Consider the following 26,401-nt stretch of genomic DNA (forward strand, 5'->3'; position numbering starts at 1 on the left):
CCGTGCGGGAATAAACAGCCTGCGCAGATCAGTCACTACCCCCCACCTGTCAGTAGCACGCCGGTGTACGCAGTCGTATCACCGCCGGGTGTTGGCATTGCGGGCTGATCAGCGATTCGCTGTCCCCTGTGCCCGCCTGAAAAAAACCTACTGAGTTTCAGCCTTGGCTGAATTGGCTTTTTTGCCTGATTGCAGGTGGTAACCATGTCTGTTCTTTCGAAACAATCCGTGGCCGCGGCGGCCTCGACGAGCCTGTTTGTCCTGTTGTGGAGCAGCGGGGCGATATTCTCCAAGTGGGGGTTGGCCCATGCTTCGCCCTTTGCCTTTCTGCTGATTCGCTTTGCCATCGCCCTGGCCGGGTTGGTGGTTCTGGTGCCGATCCTCAGGTTGAAACTGCCACGCCCCGGCAAGCCCATGCTCTATGCGGCGGCGACGGGGCTGGTGCTGTTAGGCGCGTATCAGATTTTCTATCTGCTGGCGCTGGACCTTAAAGTCACTCCCGGCGTGATGGCCACCATCATGGGGGTGCAGCCGATACTCACGGTGGTGCTGGTGGAACGTCAGCGTTCGTTACGCCGGATGTTCGGTCTTGGACTGGGGCTGGCGGGGTTGATCATGGTGGTCTATCAGGGCATTGGGTTGTCGGGCATGTCCCTGGCCGGGATGCTGTTCGGCCTGCTGGCGCTGGCGAGCATGACGTTTGGCTCGATCATGCAAAAACGCATCACCGACAACCCTCTCGGTACGCTGCCCGTGCAGTATCTGGCGGGGTTGCTGCTGTGTGCCGTGTTTGTACCGTTCCAACCTTTCCACTTTGAACAAAGCGCCAACTTTTACCTGCCGGTGCTATGGATGGGGCTGGTGGTGTCGTTACTGGCGACGCTGCTGCTGTACCGTCTGATCGCGCGTGGCAATCTGGTGAATGTCACCAGTTTGTTCTATCTGGTGCCAGCAGTGACGGCGGTGATGGATTACCTGATCTTTGGTAACCGGCTCGCGCTGTTAAGCGTGTTGGGGATGGGGTTGATCATCGTCGGGTTGGGGTTTGTGTTTGGTAGACGTTGAGTGAGGTGCTGAGCACTGCCTCAACGCTGACGGGGGCCCGCGAAAGCGCGCGCCCGTCAGGTCTGCGATCTATTGTCGAGTGAGCGCAGTCGTCAGCGTCTGCGCCATGCTTTTCACGTAGTCGCGCAGTTCGGGTACTGCGGTGGCTTCCCAGTCTCGCGCCTGGAGGAAGGGGCCGACGTAGTACAGCCAGTCTGACGGCACGGCATTGCAATCGAGCAGCGCGCCTGAAGGGGCGATATCCATCCCGGTTCCGAGTGCGTCAGGCACTAACAGGCCATCTGCGCGCAGGGATTTGAGCAGAGGGTCGTCCAATTGGCGCAGGTCCAGGGCTGGCGTCGTGCAATTGATCACCGCTTTAACCTGCAACTGTTCCTCGGTGCTGGCGCCACGACGGCGTACTGAAACGCTTACGCCCTGAGGGTTTGACGCGTAGCCGACGATGCGCCCGGCCAACAGCTTGAGCTGGCCGCTGGCGAGTTCTTCGTGCATGCGGGCGCCGGGTTGGGGTGCACAACGATGGCGATGGGCGTCCCAGTAAGGGCGTATATGCCGCAAGAATCGTCGGCGTTCATCGAGCGGCAAGGCCTGCCACAGTTGCTGGGTGGCCGACCTCAATCCACCGATGATGTCGCGCCAGTCTCCTGCGCTTTGAGCGTGCAGCCTGACCGCGTCACGGACTGCGCGTACGTAATGACGCACCCTGCAATCGGTCAACATGTGCTGTGACAGCCCCTCGTCGTAAGCGGGGTGTGCATTCAATTCGCGGTGCGGTTGGGGCAGCAGGCCACGGCGTGAGACGGCTTGAATAGTGCCTTTGTGCCCTCGATCACGTAAGTCGAGCACGACATCCAGCATGGTCAGCCCGCTACCGATCAGGAAGACGGGGTCATTGGCACTGATGCCATCCAGTGCGCCGGGTTGCCATGGGTCATGCACGTAGCCCGGGCTTGCGTAGAACTGTCGATATTGCGGGGCGATAGCCGGTTCCTGGCGTGCACAGCTGCCAATGCTCAAAACGATGCTGTCGGCGCGATAATGCTCTCCGTTATCCATCAAGAGCAGTGCGCCGTTTGCATTGGGCTGGGGGACTATCTTGACCACTTCGCCAATCACCTCGTGCAGCTCACAACCCTGCGGCGCGCGGCTGATGGCGTCCTTCAGCAGCGCTTCCAGGTAATCGCCATAGACGCGCCGCTCTACGAAGGAGCCGGGTGTCGCAGTTGGGGCGTGGCGTTTAACGTAGTCATAAAAGCTGTCGTCTTCACCGGCGAGGGCGTTCATTCTGCCGGCGGGCACGTTGAGCACATGGGCGCGGGCGCGGGTGCTGTAGGCAACCCCGCGGGCCATGCTGCCAGGGCGGCTGATCAACAGAATTTTCAAGGCGGTGACCGGCGGGTGACGCAACAAGTGTACGGCCAGCGTCGAGCCGCAGAAGCCTGCGCCGATAATCGCGATGGTCTTGGTATTCATTCGAGCTCCAGTTTCAACGCTGCTTATTTTTCATTTGACAAAGTTGTTCTATTGCTCTTGTTGAATAAGAGCCGATAAGTGATGTGTAGAGTCAACCGATGGATTGTTGTGAGCGTGATAATGAAGTGGATCGGGTTCGTCAGCCAGTGCGCAACTGCAGCTATTCAGCGTTCGTTGATATAGGTCAGTCGCACTTCCGTTAGGCGTTGTCGACGCATCATAACTGAATATGCGCTATACCCTCTTCGGCGTTTGCAGGGCGGGCGACCGGGATAAGCAGGTTTTCGGCTCGCGGCGAACGCGGTCATTCGCAGTGGTTTGGCGTATTCACTGATGGCGCACTAACATGATTTAGCCATTGCGGGCGGATCAGGGAAGGTTACCCTCCGGTCATTTAGGCCGCCTTGCGTCACAAACCCCCGGTTTAGAGGTGCAACGCCTGATCCTAGAGCCTCTGAGCGGGGCGAGGACGTCGACCGTTGGTCATCAGTAAGATTGCTCTTACCATTTAATGCTGTAATAATTCCGACCTTATTGTGGCCTATATCCTACCTCCCTGCAGGATATGTAGTACGCTCGCAAAGGGATATTGTGTCTATTTTCGCATCGCGTAGCCTTTCCAATGCTCTGCCTAACGATGTTTGCCTCGCAAACGTCGCGGTTTTGATGTGCTCGTACAATGGTGAAGCGTTCCTTGCTGAACAGCTCGACTCCATTGAACGGCAGAGCCATAGCGGCTGGACATTAGTCATTTCTGACGACGGTTCCAAAGACAGTACTTCGCAGATCTTCCAGAAGTACAGCAATCGTTGGGGCAGCGACCGCTTGCGCGTAGTCGCTGGTCCTCAGAAAGGCTTTGTCGCCAATTTTCTGTCGTTGACGTGTCGCGCCGATATCCAGGCGGATTATTTTGCCTGGTGCGATCAGGACGATATCTGGAATGACGAGAAGCTGCAGGTAGCCATTGAGTGGTTGCAGACCCAGCCTTCAGACGTTCCGGCCCTTTACTGTGGTCGCACTCAGCTGGTCAGCGACTCGGGTGTCACGCTGGGTTATTCGCCGCTGTTCACGTTGCCTCCGCACTTCTCGAACGCACTCGTTCAGAGCATTGCGGGCGGCAATACCATGGTGTTCAACCAGGCTGCTCGTGAGTTGATCATGGAGGCGGGGCTGGATGTCGTCGTTCCGTCTCACGATTGGTGGGCATATCAGCTCGTCACGGGGGCGGGAGGCGTCGTTCACTACGATCCCGAGCCTCGAATGCTTTACCGCCAGCATGATGAAAATCTGATTGGCAGCAACTCCAGCTGGGCAGCTCGCCTGGTTCGGCTACGGATGATCTTTCAAGGACGTTTCTACGAGTGGAACGAACAGAACATTCGTGCACTCGAAGCCATGGAGCATCGTCTCTGCGAAGAGCATCGAACGACCCTTGCGCGCTTCAAAGGTGCGCGGAGTCAAACGTTATTTAGACGAGTGCTGGGGTTTTGGTCTGCTGGTTTGTATCGGCAGACGTTTATGGGGAACCTCGGGCTAATTTTTGCAACACTACTGAAAAAGATCTGACTCAATGACTATCTTAGTAACCGGCGGTGCTGGCTTTATCGGTGCAAACTTTGTATTGGACTGGGTAGCCCAGGCGGATGAGCCGGTCATTAATCTGGATAAGCTGACGTATGCCGGCAACCTGGAGAACCTCAGCTCGCTCGAAGGCGACAAGCGCCACGTGTTCGTACAGGGTGATATCGCCGATACTCAGTTGGTCCAGCGCCTGCTCGCTGAACACCAGCCGCGCGCTATCCTGAACTTCGCCGCCGAGTCGCACGTCGACCGCTCCATTCATGGCCCGGAAGATTTTATCGAGACTAACGTCGTCGGTACCTTCCGCCTGCTGGAGGCGGTGCGCGCCTACTGGAAAGGACTGGACGCTGATGCACAGCAGTCTTTCCGCTTCCTGCATGTGTCGACTGATGAAGTCTATGGCTCCCTGGCCAAGGAAGACCCGGCGTTCACCGAAACTCATCAGTACGAGCCTAACAGCCCTTACTCGGCGAGCAAGGCGGCGAGCGACCACCTGGTACGTGCCTACCACCATACCTATGGCTTGCCGGTACTGACGACCAATTGCTCGAACAACTACGGCCCGTATCACTTCCCGGAAAAATTGATTCCGTTGATGATCGTCAACGCACTGGCAGGCAAAGCCCTGCCGGTGTACGGCGACGGTCAGCAAATTCGTGACTGGTTGTACGTTAAAGACCACTGCAGCGCTATCCGCCGTGTACTGGAAGCCGGCACTGTGGGTGAGGTTTATAACGTCGGCGGCTGGAACGAAAAGCCAAACCTGGACATCGTCCACACCGTTTGCGCCTTGCTCGATGAGCTGCGTCCTCAAGCGGATGGCAAGCCTTACAGCGACCAGATTGCTTACGTGACCGATCGCCCAGGCCATGACCGCCGTTATGCCATCGACGCACGCAAACTGGAGCGTGAGTTGGGCTGGAAGCCGGCTGAGACGTTCGAGACGGGTATTCGCAAAACCGTAGAGTGGTACCTGGACAACCAGGATTGGGTAAGCAATATCCAATCGGGTTCGTACCGCGAATGGGTCGAAAAGAACTACGCCGAGCGTTCGGCATGAGGATCCTTCTACTTGGCAAAAATGGCCAAGTGGGATGGGAGCTTCAACGCAGCTTGGCCCCTTTGGGCCAAGTGCTTGCGCTCGACTCAAAAAGCCCGGACTACTGCGGCGACCTCAATGATCTGCAGGGGCTGGCCGCCACCGTGCAACGGTTTGCACCTGACGTCATCGTCAATGCAGCGGCCTACACCGCCGTCGATAAAGCCGAAAGCGAGCCCGCCCAGGCCCTGCGTGTCAACGCAGAGGCCCCGGCGGTACTCGCCGCCGAGGCGCTGAAGCTGAACGCCTTGCTGGTGCACTATTCCACCGACTACGTGTTCGCCGGCACCGGCGACACGCCGTGGCTGGAAAGCGACCCGGTCGGCCCGCTGAGCGTCTACGGGACGACCAAGCTGCAGGGCGAGCAGGCCATCCAGGCCAGCGGCTGTGCGCACCTGATCTTGCGTACCAGCTGGGTCTACGCAGCACGCGGTAACAACTTCGCCAAGACCATGCTGCGCCTGGCCATTGAGCGCGACAGCCTGAACGTGATTGACGACCAGTTTGGTACGCCCACTGGGGCGGACTTGCTGGCCGACGTCACCGCGCACGCGATCCGCACTCTGGGCTCGAACCCGTCGTTGGGCGGGGTGTATCACCTCGCCGCCGCAGGCGAGACCACCTGGCACCGCTATGCCCGCTTCGTGCTCGAACAGGCGCAAGCGGCTGGCGTGCAGCTCAAGGTCGAACCGGCCAAGGTGGGCGCGATCACCACCGCGGCCTACCCGACGCCGGCCAAACGCCCGGGCAACTCCCGACTCAACACTCAAAAACTGCAGAATGCCTTCTCACTGCGCCTGCCTGAATGGCAGGACGGCGTGGCACGGATGCTTAAAGAAATTCTAGAGAAATGAACATGCTTAAACGTAAAGGAATCATTTTGGCCGGTGGTTCAGGCACACGCCTGCACCCTGCAACCTTGGCAATCTCCAAGCAATTGCTGCCGGTTTACGACAAGCCGATGATCTACTACCCGCTGACCACGCTGATGCTGGCGGGGATTCGCGACATCCTGATCATTTCCACCCCACAGGACACCCCGCGTTTCGAACAGCTGCTGGGTGACGGCAGTCACTGGGGTTTGAATCTTTCCTACGCCGTACAGGCTTCCCCGGATGGCCTGGCCCAGGCTTTCATCATCGGTGAGGACTTTATCGGCAACGATCCGTCGGCGCTGGTGCTGGGCGACAACATCTATCACGGCCACCATTTTAATGAGCTGTTGCAAAGCGCAATGGTGCGACGAGAGGGCGCCAGTGTCTTTGCATATCACGTCAATGACCCAGAGCGCTATGGCGTTGTCGAGTTTGACGGTCAGGGCAAGGCGATCAGCTTGGAAGAGAAGCCAACTCAGCCAAAGTCCAACTATGCCGTAACCGGGCTTTATTTCTACGATAAACAAGTCGTCGATATCGCCAAAAGCATCAAGCCGTCTCCTCGCGGTGAACTAGAAATTACCGATCTTAACCGTGTCTATATGGAGCAAGGTGAGCTATCGGTAGAAATAATGGGTCGTGGCTATGCTTGGCTGGATACGGGTACCCACGACTCACTGCTCGAGGCCAGCCATTTCATTGCTACGCTTGAGCACCGCCAGGGCCTTAAAGTCGCTTGCCCTGAAGAGATCGCCTTCCGTCAGAACTGGATCGATGCAGAGCAACTGGAGCGCCTGGCCGCACCGTTGCTCAAGAACGGTTACGGCCAATACCTCAAACGCCTGCTCCACGAGACAATTTACTGATGAAAGTGACACCATTAGCTATAGCTGACGTATTGTTATTTGAGCCGAAAGTGTTTGGTGATGATCGTGGGTTCTTTTTTGAGAGCTTCAACCATCGCTCCTTTGAAGAGGCTATCGGCCGCTCGATACAGTTCGTGCAGGACAATCACTCTCGTTCGGTCAAAGGAGTGTTGCGTGGTCTGCACTATCAGATGCATCAGACTCAAGGAAAGTTAGTGCGCGTTGTACAAGGCGAAGTGTTTGATGTTGCTTTGGATATTCGTCGTAGCTCTGCGACATTTGGGCAGTGGGTGGGTGCTTATCTTTCTGCGGAAAACAAGAAGCAACTGTGGGTGCCTGAAGGTTTCGCTCATGGTTTTGTTGTGCTCTCGGATACTGCAGAGTTTCTTTATAAAACAACGGATTACTATGCGCCTTCGCATGAACGATCGATTCTATGGAATGACCCTGCTCTAGCTATAGAGTGGCCAATAAATGAGCCTCCAGCGCTATCAGCAAAGGATCTGCAGGGTTCGTTACTGGCTCAGGCTGAGGTTTTTGATTAATGCAAAATTTTTCCTACTCTCCTATAGAAATGGTTGCGAGTTATTGGCGTAATCGATCTCTTATTAACACGCTCACGAAGCGAGAGATATTAGGGCGATATCGGGGCTCCAGTTTTGGTCTGCTTTGGTCATTTTTTAATCCAATATTAATGCTTGCAGTTTACACTTTCGTTTTTAGTGTGGTTTTCAATGCGCGTTGGGGGGCGGGAAGTGGTGGGTCTAAAACAGAATACGCTCTTGTTCTGTTTGCGGGCCTCATAGTATTCAATATTTTTGCTGAATGTGCTAGTCGTGCTCCGGATCTGGTGTTGTCCAATGTTAATTATGTGAAGAAGGTTGTTTTTCCTTTAGAGATTTTGCCTTGGGTGATACTCGGTGCTGCCTTGTTTCATGGGTTGATAAGCCTGTTCGTATGGCTAATATTTTATTGTATATTCTTTGGTGTTCCTCATTTAACAGTACTCTATTTTCCCGTCGTTGTTTTTCCATTGATTGTTTTTTCGATGGGGATTTCCTGGGCGCTGGCTTCCCTCGGCGTGTATTTGCGTGATATATCACAGGTGATCGGTGTGGTGATTACTATGCTCATGTTTCTATCTGCAATATTTTATCCTGTATCATCCCTCCCTGAAGATTACCAAGTGATTATGCAAATGAACCCTCTTGTGCCCATTATTGAACAAGTAAGAGAGGTTTTAGTTTGGGGGAACGAACCGAATTATTTATTGTTGATTTTTTATCTTGGAGGGGCATTGATTTTTGCGTGGCTAGGGTTTGCCTGGTTCCAGAAAACACGAAAGGGGTTTGCTGATGTCCTCTGAATTTTCTGGGAATAATACGTTTGATCCTAACGTAGTGTTGTTGAAGCGCTCCTCGGAAGATGATGTGGCTATCCGTGTGAGCAATTTAAGTAAGTGCTACCAGATTTACAGCAAGCCAAGTGATCGACTTTTGCAGATGCTAAGTCGTGGATATAAGCAATTCTATCGTGAATTCTGGGCTTTGAAAAATGTCTCCTTTGAAATAAAGAAGGGAGAGACTGTAGGTATCGTTGGTCGTAACGGGAGCGGAAAATCCACATTATTACAGATGATTTGTGGCACTTTAAACCCTACAGGGGGAGAGTGCGTAGTTAATGGTTCGATTGCTGCACTACTGGAATTAGGGGCGGGATTTAATCCGGAGTTTACAGGGCGTGAAAATGTATATTCTTACGCAGCGATACTTGGTCTCACGGAAGAACAAATTAATGCTCGTTATACCGAGATTGAAGCGTTTGCTGAGATAGGCGCGTTCATTGATCAACCAGTAAAGACTTACTCAAGTGGCATGTTTGTTCGGCTGGCATTTGCGGTATCAGTCGCTCGCGAACCGGATATCCTGATTGTAGATGAGGCATTGGCTGTTGGCGATGATGCATTTCGCCGTAAATGTTTCGCGCGTATTGAAACACTACGAGCAAATGGCACCACCATCTTATTCGTATCCCACGCCGCAGCCATGGTTGTCGAACTTTGCGATCGGGCCCTACTTCTGGATAATGGCGAGTTATTGTTTGACGGCTCACCCAAAGAAACTACAGCGCTTTATAATAAGCTATTGTTCGCCCCTGAAGTTCGTCGTGCTCATGTTAGAGAGGAAGTGATCAGGGCTATGCAGGCCGCTGGTGCTGATACAGATATTGGCATGACGGCAATTGGACACTCAGTTGTCGCGCCAAATATTAAAACAGAAAGTGCACATTATATTGAAGGCATGGTTTCACAGACTCGAATGGAGTATGAGCAGCACGGTGCTCTCATTGTAGATCCGCATATCGAGACCATTGAAGGGGTGCGCGTCAACAGTTTAGTTGCGATGCAAGAGTATCAATATTGCTATGCGGTTCGCTTCGTGGAGAATGCGTATAATATTCAGTTTGGTATGCTGATTAAGACTGTCAGTGGCCTCGAAATTGGTGGCGCTAATTATCCTGCGACAAATAGGTTCTTACCCGTGGCGAAATCTGGGCAGACATATGAGATTCGATTTGGTTTTCGTGCTCTTATGAATCCGGGTACTTACTTTTTTAATGCGGGGCTGCAAGGTGAAACTTCAATTACTTCTGAGCGTATCTACCTCCATCGTATACTCGACGCGGTAATGTTTCGAGTCCAGGCCTATGAGGGTTGTATGACTAACGCCCTGGTTAATTTTGATATTGCCTCGATGGCGACTATTTCGGAAGAGTAACCTATGATTGAGAATACGAAGCGAGTCATAGTCGTGCTTGGTATGCATCGCAGCGGTACAAGCGCGATAACCCGTGGGCTACAAGTGCTTTCGGTAAATCTTGGAGATAAGTTGATCGGTGCGATTCCTGGAAACAATGAAAAAGGCTTTTGGGAAGATGCTGAGATCAACGCCTTTAACGAGGGTCTTTTAGAGAAGCTTAATTCATCTTGGCATAGTCTTGGTCCATTGGATGATCAAGCTTTGTTGCAGGAGGAATTTCTATCAGAGCGTATCGCGGCATTTACCCTTCTGGAAGGTAAGCTCTCGGATAATAGTGTGTTGGCGTTCAAGGATCCTCGCGTTGCTATACTACTACCATTCTGGCAGGCAGTATTCGCTGAGCTTGGTATGAATGCTAGTTACCTTATCGCTGTTCGTAATCCTCTAGAGGTCGCACAATCACTGCGCAAACGTGATAATTTTTCCGAAGTAAAAGGTCTGATGTTATGGGCTAAGCACTTGGTAGGAGTACTTAGAGGAACTCATCAGCAACAGCGTGTATTTGTGTCTTACGAGGCTATGCTTGATGCACCTGAAGAGCAGCTGAAGAGAATTGCTCGAGTACTTGAGTTGCCATCTCCGGATTATGCTCCACAAGCACTTCGAGAGTATGCGGAAGAGTTTCTTACTCCTGAGCTTCGGCATAATGTGGCAGCAGGCAGTCTACTGAGTGAGGCTGAGCAGGTTTCTCCATTCATTCAAGAACTTTATCTGCTACTTCAGCAACTATCTGCAGATATGCTACCTGTCAACGGAAGTGAATTTGAACAGCGTTGGAGAGCGCTTGAACAGCGCTTTCTCGAATTTATGCCGCTGATGGCGTACTTTGATAGCCTGGAGAATGCCTGCGATGTTGCGACTCGTGAATGCGCGAGTGCTTTAGAGCAGCTAGCTGAATCTTCTAGTTTAAGGGATATTGCAGTAGACGCTAGGCAAGGTTTGGCTGAGTCACATGACCAGTTGCTTGCCGAACTATCTAGCCAGCGCAACCTCTTTGAACAGCTGCAAATCCAGCATTTGACTACAGAGCACGCTTTGAATAAGTCTATAGATGAATATCGGATTGCGCGTGAGGTGTACGAGCAGAGCGTCATTGAAAAAACTGGTCTGATTGAGCAGCTAGATGCTGCGCGCGAAGCAGCCCAAAAAGACGCCCTTCGATTCACTGAAGTATTAAGCAACCGTTTTGAAGAATTTACGAAAATGTGCGTTGCTTATGAACAGCGCCTAAGTGATAAGTCTGAACTGGTTGACCAGGTTGGTATTAGTTTAAAAGTCGCTCAGGATGAAGTCTTGAGGCTTGCCGCGGCGCTAGATAGTAGAGTTAAAGAACACGCGCTGATTACGAGCTCATACGAGCAGCGCACAGAAGAACTGGAAAGATTGAGGGATAGTTTCGATCAACTGCAGAGCAGGCTAATGGTGTTGGAAAATTCACTTTTAGCTGAACAAAGTAAGGTGTTTGACCTAAGTCAACAGTTATCTGAATCTAATATGCAGGCAGCAAGTTCTAATGCTGAACTTTCCAAAATTATTAGCAGTAATTCTTGGTTTCTGACTAAGCCACTGCGATTCTTTCGCAGAAGTGCGGTTACTAAACCTGGGTATTTACTTCGACGAATAGTTTCTAATAGTGCTTATAGTCTTTGGCACAAACTGCCTGGTGGTGCAGTGGCGAAGAGCCGCCTTAAAGGCAAGATGTTTACCGCGCTGCCGGGCTTGTTTAGCTGGAGCCGATCCTATCGAAACTGGAAAAACTTCACCGCGCCGATCGAGGGTAGTGATTACATAATACCTGTTGTTGCTACCTTGCCAGTGCAAGGGGACGTCAGCGCAGAGTATGTCCCTTTGCTTCGCGGCGAGCCCTTAGAAAACAAGTCAACAAAATTGATCTGTTTCTACTTGCCACAGTTTCACCCAATTGCTGAGAACAATGAGTGGTGGGGAGAAGGATTTACTGAGTGGTCTAACGTACAACCGGCTCAACCCCAGTTTGTTGATCACTACCAGCCTCATATTCCTGGTGAGCTTGGTTATTATAGTCTGTTGGATACTGAAGTTCAGCGGCGTCAAATTGAACTTGCCAAACTTTATGGGATTGAAGGTTTCTGCTTCTACTTCTATTGGTTCGGTGGTAAGCGCCTGCTAGAAACACCGATTGAAAACTATCTTAAAGACACCAGCTTGGACCTGCCATTTTGTTTGTGCTGGGCAAATGAGAACTGGAGTCGACGCTGGGACGGCTTGGACAGCGAGATTTTGATTGATCAAAAACACTCACCTGAAGACGATCTGGCTTTTATCGCCTATGTAGCTCAATACATGTGTGATTCGCGCTATATTCGTATTGATGGAAAGCCACTTCTAATGGTGTATCGTCCTAGTTTGTTACCGTCGGCCAAGGAGACGGTCGAGCGCTGGCGTGCCTGGTGTCGGAATAATGGAATTGGTGAAATCTATCTAGCTTATACTCAGTCATTTGAAACTGTTGATCCAAGTAAATATGATTTCGATGCAGCTATCGAATTCCCACCAAATAACTCCGCCCCTCCGAATATTACGGAAAGTGTGACTCCTCTAAGAGACGATTTCGGCGCAAATGTTTACGATTGGCGAATTTTTATCGAGCGCAGTCAGAATTATAAAAAGCCTGCATATACTCTGTTTAGAGGCGTTTGTCCGGCCTGGGATAATACTGCACGACGTAAGAGCAAAGGTTCAATCCTTCTTAATAGTTCACCGTTGGGTTACCAACAATGGTTGAGTAATGCTATAGACGATACCTGTGAGCGTTTTGAAAACTCTGACGAGCGATTGATTTTCGTCAACGCATGGAATGAGTGGGCAGAGGGCGCGCATTTAGAACCGGATCAGCGTTATGGTTATGCATATCTTGAAGCCACTCGCATGGCGCAGGTGCGTAAATCTATATCCCATCAGGCACCATCTTCTGAGTGTCCTTTGGCGATTGTTGTACATGCCTTCTACGAAGATGTTTTCGATGAAATACTCGATTATTTAGATAAAATTTGCTCGACGCCGTTCATGCTCTATGTAACTACGACTTACGAGCAGCAAGCGTCTGTCCGTAATAAGCTGTCTCTACGAGGTCATAATTTTAAATTGCTGCCGGTTAAAAATCGTGGCCGAGATGTTTTGCCATTTATCAAGATTTTGCCTCAGGTGATTTCCGGTAGACATGAGTATGTAATAAAGGTGCATACGAAAAAATCAACCCATCGTGAGGACGGAGATGCCTGGCGGAGGGATTTGTTTGAGCAGCTTTTAAGCAATGAATCTATTAGCCGCAGTATTAATATCTTTGAACAGAATCCTGATCTTGGTATTTTAGGGCCAACCGGACATGTAGTACCGATGAGCTTCTACTGGGGGTCAAACTCCAGCCGTACGGAGGCTCTGGCTGCTAGACTTGGCGTAGATAGTCCTACCCTGCATAGCTTGGATTTTGTTGCGGGTACAATGTTTATGTCTAGAATCAGTGTGCTGACGCCGTTGGTTAGTCTTGCGCTGGTAGATGAAGATTTTGAGGTTGAAATGGGGCAAGTTGACGGTACGCTGGCTCATGCTATTGAGCGGGTTATTTCGGCTAGTGCTAACTCGGTACAGAAAACAGTTGTTTGTAAAGAAAAAAGATCTGTTGAAAGCTACGCATATGCATCACGAGAGTAAGGTTATAGGTGATATGCCTAGAGTTTTGCGAAAGTAATAAAATCGTGTAGGGGGGGGTAGGCTCAATTAGATTAGCGTCTGAGTCTTCCTCCCTCTTGTAAAGGTTTAGTTGTTAAATAAGAGGTTTTACTTCTGTTTGGTTTTTATTTAAGTTTCACGTTGGGCTAAGGCCTTTTCATAAGTCATGGCTTTTCGTTATATTTAAATAGAAAGTTATTGCTTCGCCAAAGAGAAAGTAATGCAATTCTAAAGGAGGTCTTATGAAAGACGTAAAAATTTTAAAATTCCCGCTGTTTTTTTCAGTTGTAACTGCTGTTGCATTAAGCGGTTGTGATGCTGGAAGCACTAGTGCGCCCAAGCCTGTAAGTGTTGCTTCAACCGGATGCTTCTTGGATAGTGTTGGTGGGAGTAACTCTGCTTCGGTTCATGTTAAACCTGGCATCGTGGACTTTAGTGGTTGGGCTGTGGACAGTAAGACTAGCACTAGCCCAGAGCAGGTATCGTTGATTTTAAAGGATAGTGCTGGTGTAGAGTATTCCTTTGATAAGGCTAATAGGTTCGAGCGCCCGGATTTAGTATCCCTTTATAAGCAGGAAGGGTATTTAAAATCTGGATTTAGCTTGAAGGTGGATGTTTCTACTTTGAAGCCAAGTACTTATAATGTGATAATAAAAATGTCTGAAGGAGCTAGTTCTATTTCTTGTGCGGTTGAGAAGACGGTTGTTGTTGGAAGTTAGTGCTTTTTAAGGTGTAGTTGAGTTCGGTGCATTTCTCGGACTTTATACGGGGACGGATTGGTAAATCCCTACGTCCTCGTGTTCTCTTTTAAATCTAAAGTTTAAGTTGTTAGTGTTAATCGTTAAAAGTTGAAGCGTGTGGTCATGTGAGTTAAATTAATTGTCATCTCGAATGGTTTCGTTTTTTGATTGGTAATTATGTTGCATTACTATAGTAGCGTCTTTTTCGACTTGCGAGATATATGTCTAAAGCTGTCCAAGGGCGAAGCCTCATAAATAAGGTTTATCCTGATTAGCCTGCTTACTCTGTCAGCGAGCATTCGGAGATAGCCCTTGTACTCGCAGGACATATCTTCGATTCAGAAGAGATCGCCGCACTCAACACTAGCATTGGGCTGTCACTATCCCTCGATGTGATTGCTGTTTAGCGTTACCCATTATGTCAACTATCCTAGGCGGTTCACGTGTGGAAATAGCACAATTGGTAGTCCTCTCAGTGACTCGCAAGTTTACGGCTAAGTTAGTGGTGCTAAAGTATAGGCTGAAACGTTGATAGCTCCGTGTTCCTAAGTGTAAATTCTAGAACAGGTTGTTAACCATGTGACGTTCGCGGTTTAGTTGTCGAAGCATGGCGCAAATATCAGGCATCTTACCTGTGAGTTTCACTGAATTTGAGCTCCTACCTAATTAACCTGTACTTCACACGTGCCTTAAAGATTTGCAGTATCCCAGACTTTGAAGGGGGTTTTTGGCACGTCGTGAGGCCATCCTTGAACTCAGCTCTGATTACTTTTGAGCGTCTGCCAAAGACACTGCAGTCGCATGATCACGTTTGTCGAAATACAGTGGTTAGCTTCCTCTCAGAACTAGATTGTCTTCAGATTCGCTTGATCAGCACTAGCAAACCTCAGCACTGGCATTAAGAACGGTTGGAATTTCTAGAGAATATCAATCGCGAAACGCCCAAGGGGCTTTAATGACATTTTATTCTCAAAAACTACACCATCCCAAGTCTCTAAAGTTTGTGGCGTGGCTGTAAAAATATAAACACTTCCGCATGCACTTCATACTAGCATCTAGTTCGTGGGTAAGTGTAGTCGAACGTTTTTTCGCAACGGTACTGTGCACGGTAGATTCAGTTCAGTGCACTAGTTGGATGCTTAATTTACAGTGTTCCCTTACCTTCTACACTACAGTCGATACGATAAATAGGATGTGCAAAACGGGCAGAAATATTGACCAATCCAGCTCTCCCTCGAAGTAGCGAAATTTTCTATGAATGAGTTTAATAATGCTGAGATGGTACGCAAGGCTTTCAGCGCATTCGCTTCGTTCATGGTGTTGTGTTTATATTTTTGTTTTTTAAATGCTAGGGTGTGAGAAAGTATTTAATGGTTGTTGTTCTATATTTTTGTGGGATATTTGATCTGGGTGTTAAGCGAAGCTTTTAAAGTAAGCTGCAAAGCGCTGTAGTTTGGTTTTTACCTTCTAATTTAAGGACGCTGCTGTGCGTATAAAAGAGATCCTCATCTCGAAGTATTTATAATTTTTTGTCAGTCTGTTTTTTTGTGTGTTTCACATGTCTTTCTCTCTGGTATTAAATTTTTGATCACAATCTCCCAGGTACTAGGTCATATCTAATTTCAATAACGTAATGGTTTGGGTTTGTTGTAGGCTGCGTGCCTTGTAGGCCTATAATAGTCTGTTGCAACTTTATATTAAGGGGTTGCAGTGCAGTAGTTTTCATCGGACTACTTTGCGCCGTACAGATTTAGTGTGTGCGGCGTCGAGCTTGAGGGTGTGTAGAGGTATTACAGTTGATTTTGATTGTTGCTATTTTGCTGCGGTAGAGAAGTGTATATATTGCCGAATTTCTTTATTATACGTTTTGCAGTAGCGTTTCCTGAGAGTTAAGTTGGTCTATAGGTAGAGTAGGGTTTTGGAATTATTATCTGCATTCCAATTGTAAGGCAGCTTAAAAAGTCGGCGTTGTTTGGCGTGTGTTTGCGTAAATATACTGAAGCGTGCAGTTGAGAGGGTAATATATTTTCGCGCGACTTGGATATATGGGTGATTTATTGCTTCGATGAATTGGTTTTTTTAATTTATGTTGTTGTGGGGTTGAACATCGGTAGTCTAATTATTAGTGTGCCAAACATAATACGTCGGATTGTTATGTTGACGGCGTGCCCCATCGATAGGTTGTTATAGCTATACCAAAAAAATTAGTTGATCGTTGCGAAAATTAACATTTTTCCGTATTGGTTTTATCAAAGATTGTTCTATTAATTGATTTGTACGCTGGTAAGCAACCACGCCTAGCATTAATTCAGGGTGCTGGTAAATTAGACTTGATTGATAATAATACTCTGCAATATTTTCTGGCAAGCCAAGATTGGTTAAGGTGGCGTACCACGGAATTCTGAAAAAGAGAGTGATTATGAGTATCGAAGTCGCGAAAAATATTTGTTGATAACAAAAATATAAGCGGAAAAATCGACTAGAAGAGCGTCTTACACCAGTTTCCCAACTAGCTCAAGCGTGGGCGGCCTATTTTTCTGGGAAAAGATTAGTGTGAAAGATAGGCTTTGTAGTATTGCACATGGCGAAGCGTAACTATTAAGTGCGATAATGTCTCTTGTGTGATGTATTCCCATCTATAAATAAAATAGCAGTGCTGTCCTAATAAACTGAGAATTAAATAGTTTTTATTGGTGTTTGCTCGTCTTTAGATGAGTTCTTAGGTAAGCATGGAGTGAATGCGCTAACAAAAAAATTATCACACCCGACCCTCCGGAATAAACAAGGGGGCTAGCCACCCGGGAGGAGCGAGATTTGGTTGTGGGGTTTGACTCATATGGCAATAACAAACAAGCCATACCCCTATGCCTCGTAATGATTCAATAAAATCAAGTTTTATGGTTGCATTTGCATCTTGTCGTTCTATTCACACGGTTGCTGGAATTTTGGCGTGATGTTAGTTCCGTAACTCCTGTCTGTAAGCAGGTATCCCCAGCCGCCAGCGTTTCCGTTAATAGTATACTTCGCAAGCTTCACTCTTTACCGGCGCTGGCTTAAGTTATCATGGTCAGCAATTTTTCTACGCTTGTCATCAGATCAAGGTCTGTGGTGTTAATCTCACAGTTCGTATTCTCTGGTGGCTCATAAGCACTGCCGACTCCCGATAAATTAGGTAGTTGTCCTGATCTCGCTTTTTTGTAGAGCCCCTTGACATCCCGATTTTCGCAAGTCTCAAGAGGCGTGCTGACGTATATCTCTGTGAAGTTTTCTTTCCCAATCAGCTCCTTGGCCATTTCCCGCTCTCTTCTGAACGGTGAGATAAACGCCGTCAAGACGATCAGCCCTGCGTCCATCATCAGTTTGGCCACTTCAGCAATACGCCGGATGTTTTCCACGCGATCAGCGTCAGTGAAGCCCAAGTCTCTGTTCAGGCCTTGGCGCACGTTATCGCCGTCCAGAATGTAGGTCCGGTAGCCTTTAGCATGCAGTTCCAGTTCCAGCGCGTTGGCCAGCGTTGACTTGCCCGACCCTGACAGCCCGGTAAACCAGATGACTTGGCCCTTGTGGCCATTAAGCTTTTCGCGGTCTTCCCGGGCAATCGAGAGCGCCTGCCTGTGCACGTTTTGCGCGCGCCGCAGGCTGTGATTGATCATGCCCGCCGCGACGGTGGCGTGAGTGACGCGATCGACCAGGATGAAGCTTCCCAGTGTTCTGGACTGTTGATAGCTATCGAAGACCAAGGGCTTGCTGGTCGCGAGGGTGCAGACGCTGATGTCGTTCAGCGAAAGGTGCCTGCTGGCGTCACGGGCAAGGGTGTTGGTGTCGATGCGATATTTTATGTTGGTGATTGAGGCGGACGCCCATTGTGTCGCCAGCTTGATGTCATAACTGCGCCCGTTCAGGCCCGCGTCCTCGTTCATCCAGATCAGCACTGCTTCAAACTGGTCGCTGACCTCCAGCGGACTTTGGCTCAGGGACAGGGTGTCGCCACGCGAGACGTCGATTTCCTTGTTCAGCTTCAGGGTAATGGCGTCTCCGCCTGCGGCGAACTGCACCGGGCCAGCCATGCCGATAATGTCGGTGACCGCTGCTGTTTGGCCAGAAAGGCTGGCGCGAACCTCGTCGCCCACACGGACCTGCCCTTCGGCGACATACCCGCTGAACCCGCGGAACGATGCATCCGGTCGAATAACCCCTTGCACGGGGAATACCAGGCGCTCGGATTCAGAGGCGGGGATCTCCAGTGTTTCCAGGCAGCCCATCAATGTTGGGCCGCTGTACCACGGGGTGTTGGTAGAGCGTTGCGTGATGTTGTCACCCTTCAGCGCGCTGAGTGGGATGGCAATGATCTTGTCGAAGCCCAGGCTTTGCGAAAACTGGCGAAACTCGTCGGTGATTTGGCGGAAAACCGTCTCGTCGAACCCGATCAAGTCCATCTTGTTCACCGCCACCACAACCTGGCGAATGCCCATCAGTGACGCCAGGTACGCATGCCGACGTGTTTGCGTGAGCACGCCTTGGCGGGCGTCGATCAGTATCACGGCCACATCGGCGGTTGATGCGCCTGTCACCATGTTGCGCGTGTACTGCTCGTGGCCTGGCGTATCGGCGACGATGAATTTGCGTTTGGTGGTGGCGAAGTAACGGTAGGCAACATCGATGGTGATGCCTTGCTCACGTTCTGCCGACAGGCCATCGACGAGTAGCGCGAAGTCGAGGTCCTTGCCCTGGGTGCCATGTTTTTTCGAGTCGATCTGCAGGGCCGTCAACTGGTCGTCGGTCAACTGCTGTGCATCCCACAGCAAGCGTCCGATCAGTGTGCTTTTGCCATCGTCCACGCTGCCGCAGGTGATGAAACGCAGCAGGTCCTGGTCTCGCTGTTGCGCGAGATAGTCTTCAATCGTTGGCTCGGTAGAGGGCGCAAGTGATTCGAGTGCCATTAGAAATAGCCCTCCTTTTTCTTCTTTTCCATACTCGACGCGCAATCGCTGTCAATCGCGCGGCCCTGGCGTTCCGAGCGGGTGGACCCCGCCAGCTCCAGTAATACATCGGCGGCGGTGAGCGCGTTCGACTCCACCGCGCCGGTGAGTGGGTAGCAGCCCAAGGTACGAAAACGGACGTTGCGCGCTTCAATTTTTTCGTCCGGCAGCAACTTCATGCGTGAATCATCCACCATGAGTGCCACGCCGTTACGGATGACGACAGGCCGTTGTTTTGCAAAATACAGAGGTACCAATGGGATGTTTTCCTGGTGGATGTATTGCCAGATATCGAGTTCTGTCCAGTTGGACAACGGAAATACGCGAATGCTCTCGCCAGGGTTTTTATGTGTGTTGTAGAGGTTCCACACCTCTGGTCGCTGGTTTTTTGGATCCCATTGATGGGTTTGGCTGCGGAACGAAAAAATGCGCTCCTTGGCGCGCGATTTTTCTTCGTCGCGGCGGGCGCCACCGAATACCAGGTCAAACTTGTATTTATCCAGGGCTTGCTTCAAGCCTTCGGTCTTGGTCAGGTCAGTGTGCAGCGCAGAACCATGGTCGAAGGGATTAATGTCTTTGCTGACCGCATCGGGGTTGGTATGCACGAGCAGGTCCATGCCGCTCTCACGCGCCATGTAGTCGCGGAACAGGTACATTTCCTGAAACTTCCAGCGTGTGTCGACATGCAGCAATGGAAAGGGCGGCAGCGAGGGGTAAAAGGCCTTGCGGGCAAGGTGCAGCATGACCGCACTGTCTTTACCCATGGAATACAGCATCGCCGGGTTCTCGGACTCGGCCACGGCTTCGCGGATGATTTGCACGCTCTGCGCTTCAAGCTGTTTGAGATGAGGCGCAAGGGGGCGTGTCGGGGCGCGTGACGCGTTGAACGTGCTCTCGTCCAGTACCGGCGCATAGCTCAGCAGTCCGAACTCTACGTTGGCGGGCGCGTCGGTGTGCCTGCATACAGCGGTGAGGCGCCCGCTTGGAAAAATCACGACGAATTTGGCGATATGTGTTTGCAAACGTTTCAGGGCGATCGCCAGCGCCTCAGCATCGAGCGGTACGGCGCCGAGTGGCAGCCAGTAGCGGGCGCCTCTGGCGTCGTTGGCGTGTAAAAAGTCTTGCCCATCCGCAGTGCGGAACAATTGCGCGAATATCACCAGCCTGCGCTTGGCGCGGGCCCTTTCAATGTCCCACGTCAGGACCGACTGGGTGGGCGGGCGCCCCCGCTCATCCTCCAGGTTTTGCACCGTCAGCTCGGCGGGCAGCAGGCCCAGTTCGTGCAGTCTGCGTTCGGCCGTGCGCTTGGTGTCGGCTTGTTCGAGTGCGTGAAGGTGCTGGTAGGCTGAGTGCGTATCCCAAACAATGGGCGCATCCAATCCGAAAAAGTCTGGGTTGGGCATTATGACCTTTGTCGCATTTTGCGAATTGATCTATCGATATTTGTAAAATACATCATTTTTTATTGGATTGCTGAGTGCTTGTTTGGATTTTTGCAAATAGCGACGCGCTGCTCCATGGATTGTTGGTTGGTCGTTGGGTTCGCCTTTGCCCGGGCCAAGGGTTAATGTCCATGCACACCTGCCTTGCCATGGTTGCGGCTCTATACTGTCGGCTTACTGAAGTGGGGCGGTGGGGCAGGTTGCTCGCACGTTAATCGTCTGGACGGATGAACCCGTCATCAATATCCAGTCCGGCTCTTGCCGCGAATGGGTCGTGAAGCACTATTCCGAGCGTTTGGTATGAAGATTCTATTGCTGGGTAAAAATGGCCAGGTGGGCTGGGAGCTCCAGCGGAGTATGGCGCCCTTGGGCCAAGTGCTTGCGCTCGACTCAAAAAGCCCGGACTACTGCGGCGACCTCAATGATCTGCAGGGGCTGGCCGCCACCGTGCAACGGTTTGCACCTGACGTCATCGTCAATGCAGCGGCCTACACCGCCGTCGACAAAGCCGAAAGCGAGCCCGCCCAGGCCCTGCGTGTCAACGCAGAGGCCCCGGCGGTACTCGCCGCCGAGGCGCTGAAGCTGAACGCCTTGCTGGTGCACTATTCCACCGACTACGTGTTCGCCGGCACCGGCGACACGCCGTGGCTGGAAAGCGACCCGGTCGGCCCGCTGAGCGTCTACGGGACGACCAAGCTGCAGGGCGAGCAGGCCATCCAGGCCAGCGGCTGTGCGCACCTGATCTTGCGTACCAGCTGGGTCTACGCAGCACGCGGTAACAACTTCGCCAAGACCATGCTGCGCCTGGCCATTGAGCGCGACAGCCTGAACGTGATTGACGACCAGTTTGGTACGCCCACTGGGGCGGACTTGCTGGCCGACGTCACCGCGCACGCGATCCGCACTCTGGGCTCGAACCCGTCGTTGGGCGGGGTGTATCACCTCGCCGCCGCAGGCGAGACCACCTGGCACCGCTATGCCCGCTTCGTGCTCGAACAGGCGCAAGCGGCTGGCGTGCAGCTCAAGGTCGAACCGGCCAAGGTGGGCGCGATCACCACCGCGGCCTACCCGACGCCGGCCAAACGCCCGGGCAACTCCCGACTCAACACTCAAAAACTGCAGAATGCCTTCTCACTGCGCCTGCCTGAATGGCAGGACGGCGTGGCACGGATGCTTAAAGAAATTCTAGAGAAATGAACATGCTTAAACGTAAAGGAATCATTTTGGCCGGTGGTTCAGGCACACGCCTGCACCCTGCAACCTTGGCAATCTCCAAGCAATTGCTGCCGGTTTACGACAAGCCGATGATCTACTACCCGCTGACCACGCTGATGCTGGCGGGGATTCGCGACATCCTGATCATTTCCACCCCACAGGACACCCCGCGTTTCGAACAGCTGCTGGGTGACGGCAGTCGCTGGGGCTTGAATCTTTCCTACGCCGTACAGGCCTCCCCGGATGGCCTGGCCCAGGCTTTCATCATTGGCGAGGACTTTATCGGCAACGATCCGTCGGCGCTGGTGCTGGGCGACAACATCTATCACGGCCACGACTTCAACGAGCTGCTCAAAAGTGCCATGCAGCGTCAGGACGGCGCCAGTGTGTTTGCTTATCACGTCAACGATCCCGAGCGTTATGGCGTGGTTGAGTTCGATGCCCAGGGCAAAGCGATCAGCCTGGAAGAAAAGCCACTGCAGCCCAAGTCGAACTACGCCGTCACCGGTCTGTATTTCTACGACCAGGACGTGGTTGAAATTGCCAAGAGCATCAAGCCGTCGCCGCGTGGCGAGCTGGAAATCACCGACCTCAACCGCATTTACATGGAACGCGGCAAGCTGTCGGTCGAAATCATGGGCCGTGGCTACGCCTGGCTGGACACCGGCACTCACGATTCCTTGCTCGAAGCCAGCAGCTTCATTGCCACGCTTGAGCACCGTCAGGGCCTTAAAGTGGCCTGCCCTGAAGAGATCGCCTTCCGTCAGAACTGGATCGATGCAGAGCAACTGGAGCGCCTGGCCGCACCGCTGCTCAAGAACGGTTATGGCCAATACCTCAAGCGTGTGTTGCTTGAGAAGATTTTTTGATGGGCCTGTCGTGAAGAATCAAGCCGACCTGGAGACCACAATGAGCAGCACCAAGCACTTTTTCGTCCACAGCCATGCGCTGTGCGAATCCGAAAATATCGGTAAAGACACGCGTGTCTGGGCCTTCGCGCATATCCTGCCGGGCGCCACGTTGGGCAGTGAATGCAACGTGTGCGACAACGTTTTCATCGAAAACGATGTGATCATCGGCGACCGCGTAACACTCAAGTGCGGCGTGCAAGTGTGGGATGGCATCACCCTTGAAGACGACGTTTTTATTGGGCCGAATGCGACCTTTACCAATGACCTGTTTCCGCGCAGCAAGGTCTATCCGCAGACCTTTGCCCGCACGATCGTTCGAAAAGGCGCGTCGCTGGGTGCCAACTGCACCATCCTTCCAGGCCTGACGATTGGCACCAATGCCATGATTGGTGCCGGGGCCGTCGTCACACGGTCTATTCCGCCCAACGCAATCGTTGTCGGTAACCCCGCCAAAATCATTGGTTATGTTGATACTAAGCCCGTCGATGCAACCCAGGATGGGGCTGAAAAGGTCGCAAGCATGCCGGGGGCGGTCGCCACTTCTGTCAACGGCGTCACCTTGCACACCATGACGGAGGTCGCCGACATTCGCGGCAGTCTGTCTGCGGGCGAGTTCGAGCGAACAGTACCGTTCAAGTCAGAGCGTTACTTTCTGGTGTATGACGTGCCGACGGCAGAAACACGCGGCGAACATGCACACCGGGTCTGTCATCAGTTCCTGGTAGCGGTAAAAGGTTCGGTGCACGTGGTTGCCGATGATGGCAAGAACCGCGAGGAATTCGTGCTGGATCGGCCGAACAAGGGCGTGTATTTACCGCCGATGACCTGGGGGATTCAGTACCGCTATTCTCAGGACGCGGTACTGATGGTGTTCGCTTCACACCGCTATGATGCAGCCGATTACATTCGCAATTACGACGAATTCAAAATGCTCATCACCGGCGCTTGATGGCCATAACTGCCTGCGGTCCATCCATTACTGCCCGCGAGTCACGCCGCTGAGGTTGCCAACGCAATCAGCGGCGTTTCCCTGCCAATAATGTCCCTGGCCGCAACACCAGCCACAGTGCCCCCGCAATCAACACCCCGCCATACACGTGCGCCATCGACAACGGCTCATCCAATAACAACGCCCCCCACAACACCCCGAATGGCGGAATCATGAAGGTCACCGTCATCGACTTGACCGGCCCAATGGATGACAGCAAGCGGAAGTACAGGATGTAGGCAAACGCCGTGCACACCAGTCCCAACCCCAGCAGTGACGCCCACACCTGCCAGCCGCCCCAGCTTGCCGGAGGATGGCTGATGGCGCTGTAGGCAAAGAACGGCAGCAAAAACAGGCTAGCGCCCAGCATGCTGCCCAGCGCCGAGAGTCGGCTGTCCAGGCCGCCACGTTGATCGAGCCAGCGCCGTGCGAGGAAGCCGGCAAAGCCATAGCAGGTGGTGGCCAACAGGCAGGCTAATGCCCCCATCAGTAATTCCAGATCAAACGCCACCGGGCCCGCGCGCGTCAGCACACCTACGCCAAACAAGCCCAGGCTGACCCCGGCGATTTTCGACGGCGTCAGGCGTTCACTGAAGAACAACCCGCCAATCAACACACCCATCAACGGCGTGGTGGCATTGAAGATCGCCGAATAACCCGCCGGCAGCACCTGGGCTGCCACCGAGTACATGGTCGCGGGAATCCCGGAGTTGATCACGCCCAGCAGCAGGACGGTCTTGAATTTGCCCTGGAAGTCCCAGTTCACGCGCATCAGCGTGAGGATCACCAACAAACCCGCCGCTGCAATCGAGACGCGAAAAAACGCCGTCGGCAGCGTGCCGATTTCCGGTGCGATGATGCGCATGAACAGGAAGCTCGCGCCCCAAATGGCGGCCAGCCCCAACAGGTACAGGGTGTCGACAGGTCTCACGGAACACTCCTACATCAATAAGGCGGCGAGTGTTGCCTAGAGGCCTGCCCGACACAATCGCTAATTACAGGGCAAACCGCGTGACCAGGCCATTGAGGTCCACGGCCAGGCGTGACAGTTCCTGGCTGGCCGCCGAAGTCTGGGTGGCGCCGGCGGCGGTCTGGGTGGACAGGTCGCGAATGTTCACCAGGCTGCGGTCGACGTCACGCGCGACCAGCGCCTGTTGTTCGGCGGCGCTGGCAATGACCAGGTTGCGCTCGCTGATCTGCGAAATGGCGGCGGTGATTTTATCCAGGGCGTTGCCGGCGCTGTTGGCCCGCTGCAGGGTCTGGCCGGCGTGTTCGGCGCTGCTGTTGAGCGCCTCGACGGTGTCCTGGGTGCCTTGCTGGATACCGTGGATCATCTGCTCGATTTCTTCGGTGGAATCCTGAGTGCGTTGCGCCAGTGACCGCACCTCGTCGGCGACCACTGCAAAACCACGCCCGGCTTCGCCTGCGCGGGCAGCTTCGATGGCGGCGTTGAGCGCCAGCAGGTTAGTTTGCCCGGCGATGCCGCGAATCACTTCCAGCACTTTGCTGATGTCCTGGGCCTGGACCGCGAGGCCCTCGGCCTTGTTCGACGCACCGAGCACTTCGTCGACCAGGTTCTGGATTGCGCTGATGGTTTCGCTGATCTGGTAGTGGCCGTGCTTGCTGTCTTCGTCGGACGCCTTGGACGCCTCGGCGCTGGACACCGCATTGCCTGCCACTTCGTCCACGGCTGCACTCATCTCGTTGACGGCGGTCGCGGCCTGTTCGATTTCATCGTTCTGCGCCTGCAGGCCACGGGTGCTTTGTTCCATCACCGAGCTCATCTCTTCGGCGGCAGAGGCCAGTTGCTGCGCCGACTCGCTGATGCCGCGAATGGTCGATTTAAGCTGGTCCTGCATCGTGGCCAGGGCCGTCAGCAACTGCGCCGGCTCGTCGCTGCCCTTCACCATGATCGGCCGGCTCAGGTCGCCACCGGCAATGGTGCGCGCCACCGCCAGGGCCTGGCCGAGCGGTGCAGTGATGCTGCGGGTCAGCAGCCAGGCCAGCAATAAGGTCGCAATCAACGCGCACACGATGATCAGGCCGACCACCCATTGCGCGCGGGTGTACATCTGCGCCGCCGAATTGACCGCGGCTTCCACGCCTTTCTGGTTGAAGGTGATCATGTCCTCCAGGCTTTTATTGAGGACTGTGCCCTGAGGGCCGAGGCCAGTGGTAAGCAGGTCTATCGCGTCTTGCTGCTGGTCGTTGTCGACCCGTTCAACCAACTGGCTGACGATGCTGTCGTAGGTGTTCACGTTGACGTTGAGCTGCTTGAGCATGGCCCGTTCTTCGTCACCGCTGAGCAGGCTTTCGTGGTGCTCAAGCAGGGTTTTGAGTGCTTTGCGCTGGCTGGCGATCAGGTTTTTGCTGTTGTCGCGGATGCGGGACTCGTCGGTAGTCGCCATGCGCATGGATTCCAGGCGGATGCTGGCAATACAGGCAGCAGCGTCGTGGATATTCTCGATGCTTGGCATCCACGAGGCTTCGATGATCAGCGCGCTTTCACGCAGCTTGGCCATCTGGCCCAGGCCAAACAGGCCGACAATCACCAGCATGGCGGCCAAAACCCCGAAACTCAGACTGGCGCGTAGACCGATTCGCATATTCCTCAATGACATCCTGGTGCTCCTTAGGCGA

General features: G+C 52.6%; 18 protein-coding genes. 13 read left to right on the forward strand and 5 right to left on the reverse strand.

Annotation, left to right across the window (positions count from 1 at the left end; genetic code table 11):
• The first annotated feature begins 204 nt into the window (after nt 1-204).
• The gene (locus tag JFT85_RS23990; RefSeq protein ID WP_053257416.1) at nt 205-1,065 is read left to right on the forward strand and encodes a DMT family transporter; all 861 of its coding nucleotides are present in this window, start codon (nt 205-207) and stop codon (nt 1,063-1,065) included.
• A gap of 69 nt (nt 1,066-1,134) precedes the next feature.
• On the opposite strand, the gene JFT85_RS23995 is transcribed toward JFT85_RS23990, so the two are convergent.
• Complete coding sequence (locus JFT85_RS23995) at nt 1,135-2,538, reverse strand: FAD/NAD(P)-binding protein (RefSeq protein ID WP_187601800.1); 1,404 nt, start codon at nt 2,536-2,538, stop codon at nt 1,135-1,137.
• A gap of 591 nt (nt 2,539-3,129) precedes the next feature.
• Here JFT85_RS23995 and JFT85_RS24000 point away from each other — a divergent pair.
• The 9 genes from JFT85_RS24000 to JFT85_RS24040 all read left to right on the forward strand — a co-directional run bounded on the left by JFT85_RS24000 (nt 3,130) and on the right by JFT85_RS24040 (nt 14,205).
• Nucleotides 3,130-4,104 carry a glycosyltransferase family 2 protein gene (locus JFT85_RS24000; protein ID WP_083272171.1) on the forward strand — a complete coding sequence of 325 codons (975 nt, stop codon included), beginning with the start codon at nt 3,130-3,132 and terminating at the stop codon, nt 4,102-4,104.
• Between the two features lie 4 nt (nt 4,105-4,108).
• Nucleotides 4,109-5,179: a dTDP-glucose 4,6-dehydratase gene (gene rfbB, locus JFT85_RS24005; RefSeq protein ID WP_069551465.1), complete on the forward strand. Its 1,071-nt coding sequence runs from the start codon at nt 4,109-4,111 to the stop codon at nt 5,177-5,179.
• On the forward strand, nt 5,176-6,072 hold the full coding sequence (rfbD, locus tag JFT85_RS24010; protein ID WP_078827120.1) for a dTDP-4-dehydrorhamnose reductase: 897 nt from the start codon (nt 5,176-5,178) through the stop codon (nt 6,070-6,072). The genes rfbB and rfbD (JFT85_RS24010) overlap by 4 nt, the downstream gene beginning before the upstream one ends.
• Nucleotides 6,073-6,074: 2 nt before the next feature.
• Nucleotides 6,075-6,959: a glucose-1-phosphate thymidylyltransferase RfbA gene (gene rfbA, locus JFT85_RS24015; RefSeq protein ID WP_201230541.1), complete on the forward strand. Its 885-nt coding sequence runs from the start codon at nt 6,075-6,077 to the stop codon at nt 6,957-6,959.
• Nucleotides 6,959-7,504, forward strand: a complete 546-nt coding sequence (gene rfbC / locus JFT85_RS24020) for a dTDP-4-dehydrorhamnose 3,5-epimerase (RefSeq protein WP_201230543.1) — start codon at nt 6,959-6,961, stop codon at nt 7,502-7,504. Before rfbA (JFT85_RS24015) ends, rfbC begins: the two co-directional genes overlap by 1 nt.
• Entirely contained in the window at nt 7,504-8,325 is an 822-nt protein-coding gene (locus tag JFT85_RS24025) for an ABC transporter permease (protein WP_201230545.1), read from the forward strand. Before rfbC ends, JFT85_RS24025 begins: the two co-directional genes overlap by 1 nt.
• Complete coding sequence (locus tag JFT85_RS24030; protein ID WP_201230546.1) at nt 8,315-9,736, forward strand: ABC transporter ATP-binding protein; 1,422 nt, start codon at nt 8,315-8,317, stop codon at nt 9,734-9,736. The genes JFT85_RS24025 and JFT85_RS24030 overlap by 11 nt, the downstream gene beginning before the upstream one ends.
• Nucleotides 9,737-9,739: 3 nt before the next feature.
• A complete protein-coding gene (locus JFT85_RS24035) occupies nt 9,740-13,468 on the forward strand; it encodes a glycoside hydrolase family 99-like domain-containing protein (RefSeq protein WP_201230550.1) in 3,729 nt (1,242 codons plus the stop codon).
• A 260-nt stretch (nt 13,469-13,728) separates the two neighbouring features.
• Nucleotides 13,729-14,205, forward strand: a complete 477-nt coding sequence (locus JFT85_RS24040; RefSeq protein ID WP_201230552.1) for a hypothetical protein — start codon at nt 13,729-13,731, stop codon at nt 14,203-14,205.
• A 3,074-nt stretch (nt 14,206-17,279) separates the two neighbouring features.
• Here JFT85_RS24040 and cysN read toward each other — a convergent pair.
• Entirely contained in the window at nt 17,280-19,166 is a 1,887-nt protein-coding gene (gene cysN / locus JFT85_RS24045; RefSeq protein WP_201230554.1) for a sulfate adenylyltransferase subunit CysN, read from the reverse strand.
• On the reverse strand, nt 19,166-20,608 hold the full coding sequence (cysD, locus tag JFT85_RS24050) for a sulfate adenylyltransferase subunit CysD (protein ID WP_274610650.1): 1,443 nt from the start codon (nt 20,606-20,608) through the stop codon (nt 19,166-19,168). The genes cysN and cysD overlap by 1 nt, the downstream gene beginning before the upstream one ends.
• A 339-nt stretch (nt 20,609-20,947) precedes the next feature.
• Here cysD and rfbD (JFT85_RS24055) point away from each other — a divergent pair, with 339 nt between their 5' ends.
• The 3 genes from rfbD (JFT85_RS24055) to JFT85_RS24065 are packed head-to-tail and all read left to right on the forward strand — an operon-like array spanning nt 20,948 to nt 23,722.
• Nucleotides 20,948-21,844 (forward strand): dTDP-4-dehydrorhamnose reductase, encoded by an 897-nt coding sequence (gene rfbD / locus JFT85_RS24055; protein ID WP_201230556.1) that lies wholly within the window; start codon nt 20,948-20,950, stop codon nt 21,842-21,844.
• 2 nt (nt 21,845-21,846) lie between these two features.
• Nucleotides 21,847-22,731 (forward strand): glucose-1-phosphate thymidylyltransferase RfbA, encoded by an 885-nt coding sequence (rfbA, locus tag JFT85_RS24060; RefSeq protein WP_201230558.1) that lies wholly within the window; start codon nt 21,847-21,849, stop codon nt 22,729-22,731.
• A gap of 40 nt (nt 22,732-22,771) precedes the next feature.
• On the forward strand, nt 22,772-23,722 hold the full coding sequence (locus tag JFT85_RS24065; RefSeq protein WP_201230560.1) for a WxcM-like domain-containing protein: 951 nt from the start codon (nt 22,772-22,774) through the stop codon (nt 23,720-23,722).
• A gap of 67 nt (nt 23,723-23,789) precedes the next feature.
• On the opposite strand, the gene JFT85_RS24070 is transcribed toward JFT85_RS24065, so the two are convergent.
• Both JFT85_RS24070 and JFT85_RS24075 read right to left on the reverse strand, forming a co-directional pair.
• The gene (locus JFT85_RS24070) at nt 23,790-24,692 is read right to left on the reverse strand and encodes an EamA family transporter (protein WP_201230563.1); all 903 of its coding nucleotides are present in this window, start codon (nt 24,690-24,692) and stop codon (nt 23,790-23,792) included.
• Nucleotides 24,693-24,756: 64 nt separating this feature from the next.
• Nucleotides 24,757-26,382, reverse strand: a complete 1,626-nt coding sequence (locus tag JFT85_RS24075; protein ID WP_069551099.1) for a methyl-accepting chemotaxis protein — start codon at nt 26,380-26,382, stop codon at nt 24,757-24,759.
• Nucleotides 26,383-26,401: the final 19 nt, after the last annotated feature.

Origin of the sequence: Pseudomonas sp. TH04 (assembly GCF_016651355.1) — a bacterium.
Lineage (GTDB): Bacteria > Pseudomonadota > Gammaproteobacteria > Pseudomonadales > Pseudomonadaceae > Aquipseudomonas > Aquipseudomonas fluorescens.

Excerpts from the sequence above, each read along its gene's own strand:
- rfbB (WP_069551465.1), top strand. The coding sequence starts at position 4,109 with ATGACTATCTTAGTAACCGGCGGTGCTGGCTTTATCGGTGCAAACTTT.
- rfbA (WP_201230541.1), top strand. The coding sequence starts at position 6,075 with ATGCTTAAACGTAAAGGAATCATTTTGGCCGGTGGTTCAGGCACACGC.
- JFT85_RS24065 (WP_201230560.1), top strand. The coding sequence starts at position 22,772 with ATGAGCAGCACCAAGCACTTTTTCGTCCACAGCCATGCGCTGTGCGAA.
- cysD (WP_274610650.1), bottom strand. The coding sequence starts at position 20,608 with ATGCCCAACCCAGACTTTTTCGGATTGGATGCGCCCATTGTTTGGGAT.
- JFT85_RS23995 (WP_187601800.1), bottom strand. The coding sequence starts at position 2,538 with ATGAATACCAAGACCATCGCGATTATCGGCGCAGGCTTCTGCGGCTCG.
- JFT85_RS24030 (WP_201230546.1), top strand. The coding sequence starts at position 8,315 with ATGTCCTCTGAATTTTCTGGGAATAATACGTTTGATCCTAACGTAGTG.
- JFT85_RS24075 (WP_069551099.1), bottom strand. The coding sequence starts at position 26,382 with ATGTCATTGAGGAATATGCGAATCGGTCTACGCGCCAGTCTGAGTTTC.
- rfbD (WP_201230556.1), top strand. The coding sequence starts at position 20,948 with ATGAAGATTCTATTGCTGGGTAAAAATGGCCAGGTGGGCTGGGAGCTC.
- JFT85_RS24035 (WP_201230550.1), top strand. The coding sequence starts at position 9,740 with ATGATTGAGAATACGAAGCGAGTCATAGTCGTGCTTGGTATGCATCGC.
- cysN (WP_201230554.1), bottom strand. The coding sequence starts at position 19,166 with ATGGCACTCGAATCACTTGCGCCCTCTACCGAGCCAACGATTGAAGAC.
- rfbD (WP_078827120.1), top strand. The coding sequence starts at position 5,176 with ATGAGGATCCTTCTACTTGGCAAAAATGGCCAAGTGGGATGGGAGCTT.
- JFT85_RS24040 (WP_201230552.1), top strand. The coding sequence starts at position 13,729 with ATGAAAGACGTAAAAATTTTAAAATTCCCGCTGTTTTTTTCAGTTGTA.
- rfbC (WP_201230543.1), top strand. The coding sequence starts at position 6,959 with ATGAAAGTGACACCATTAGCTATAGCTGACGTATTGTTATTTGAGCCG.
- JFT85_RS23990 (WP_053257416.1), top strand. The coding sequence starts at position 205 with ATGTCTGTTCTTTCGAAACAATCCGTGGCCGCGGCGGCCTCGACGAGC.
- rfbA (WP_201230558.1), top strand. The coding sequence starts at position 21,847 with ATGCTTAAACGTAAAGGAATCATTTTGGCCGGTGGTTCAGGCACACGC.
- JFT85_RS24025 (WP_201230545.1), top strand. The coding sequence starts at position 7,504 with ATGCAAAATTTTTCCTACTCTCCTATAGAAATGGTTGCGAGTTATTGG.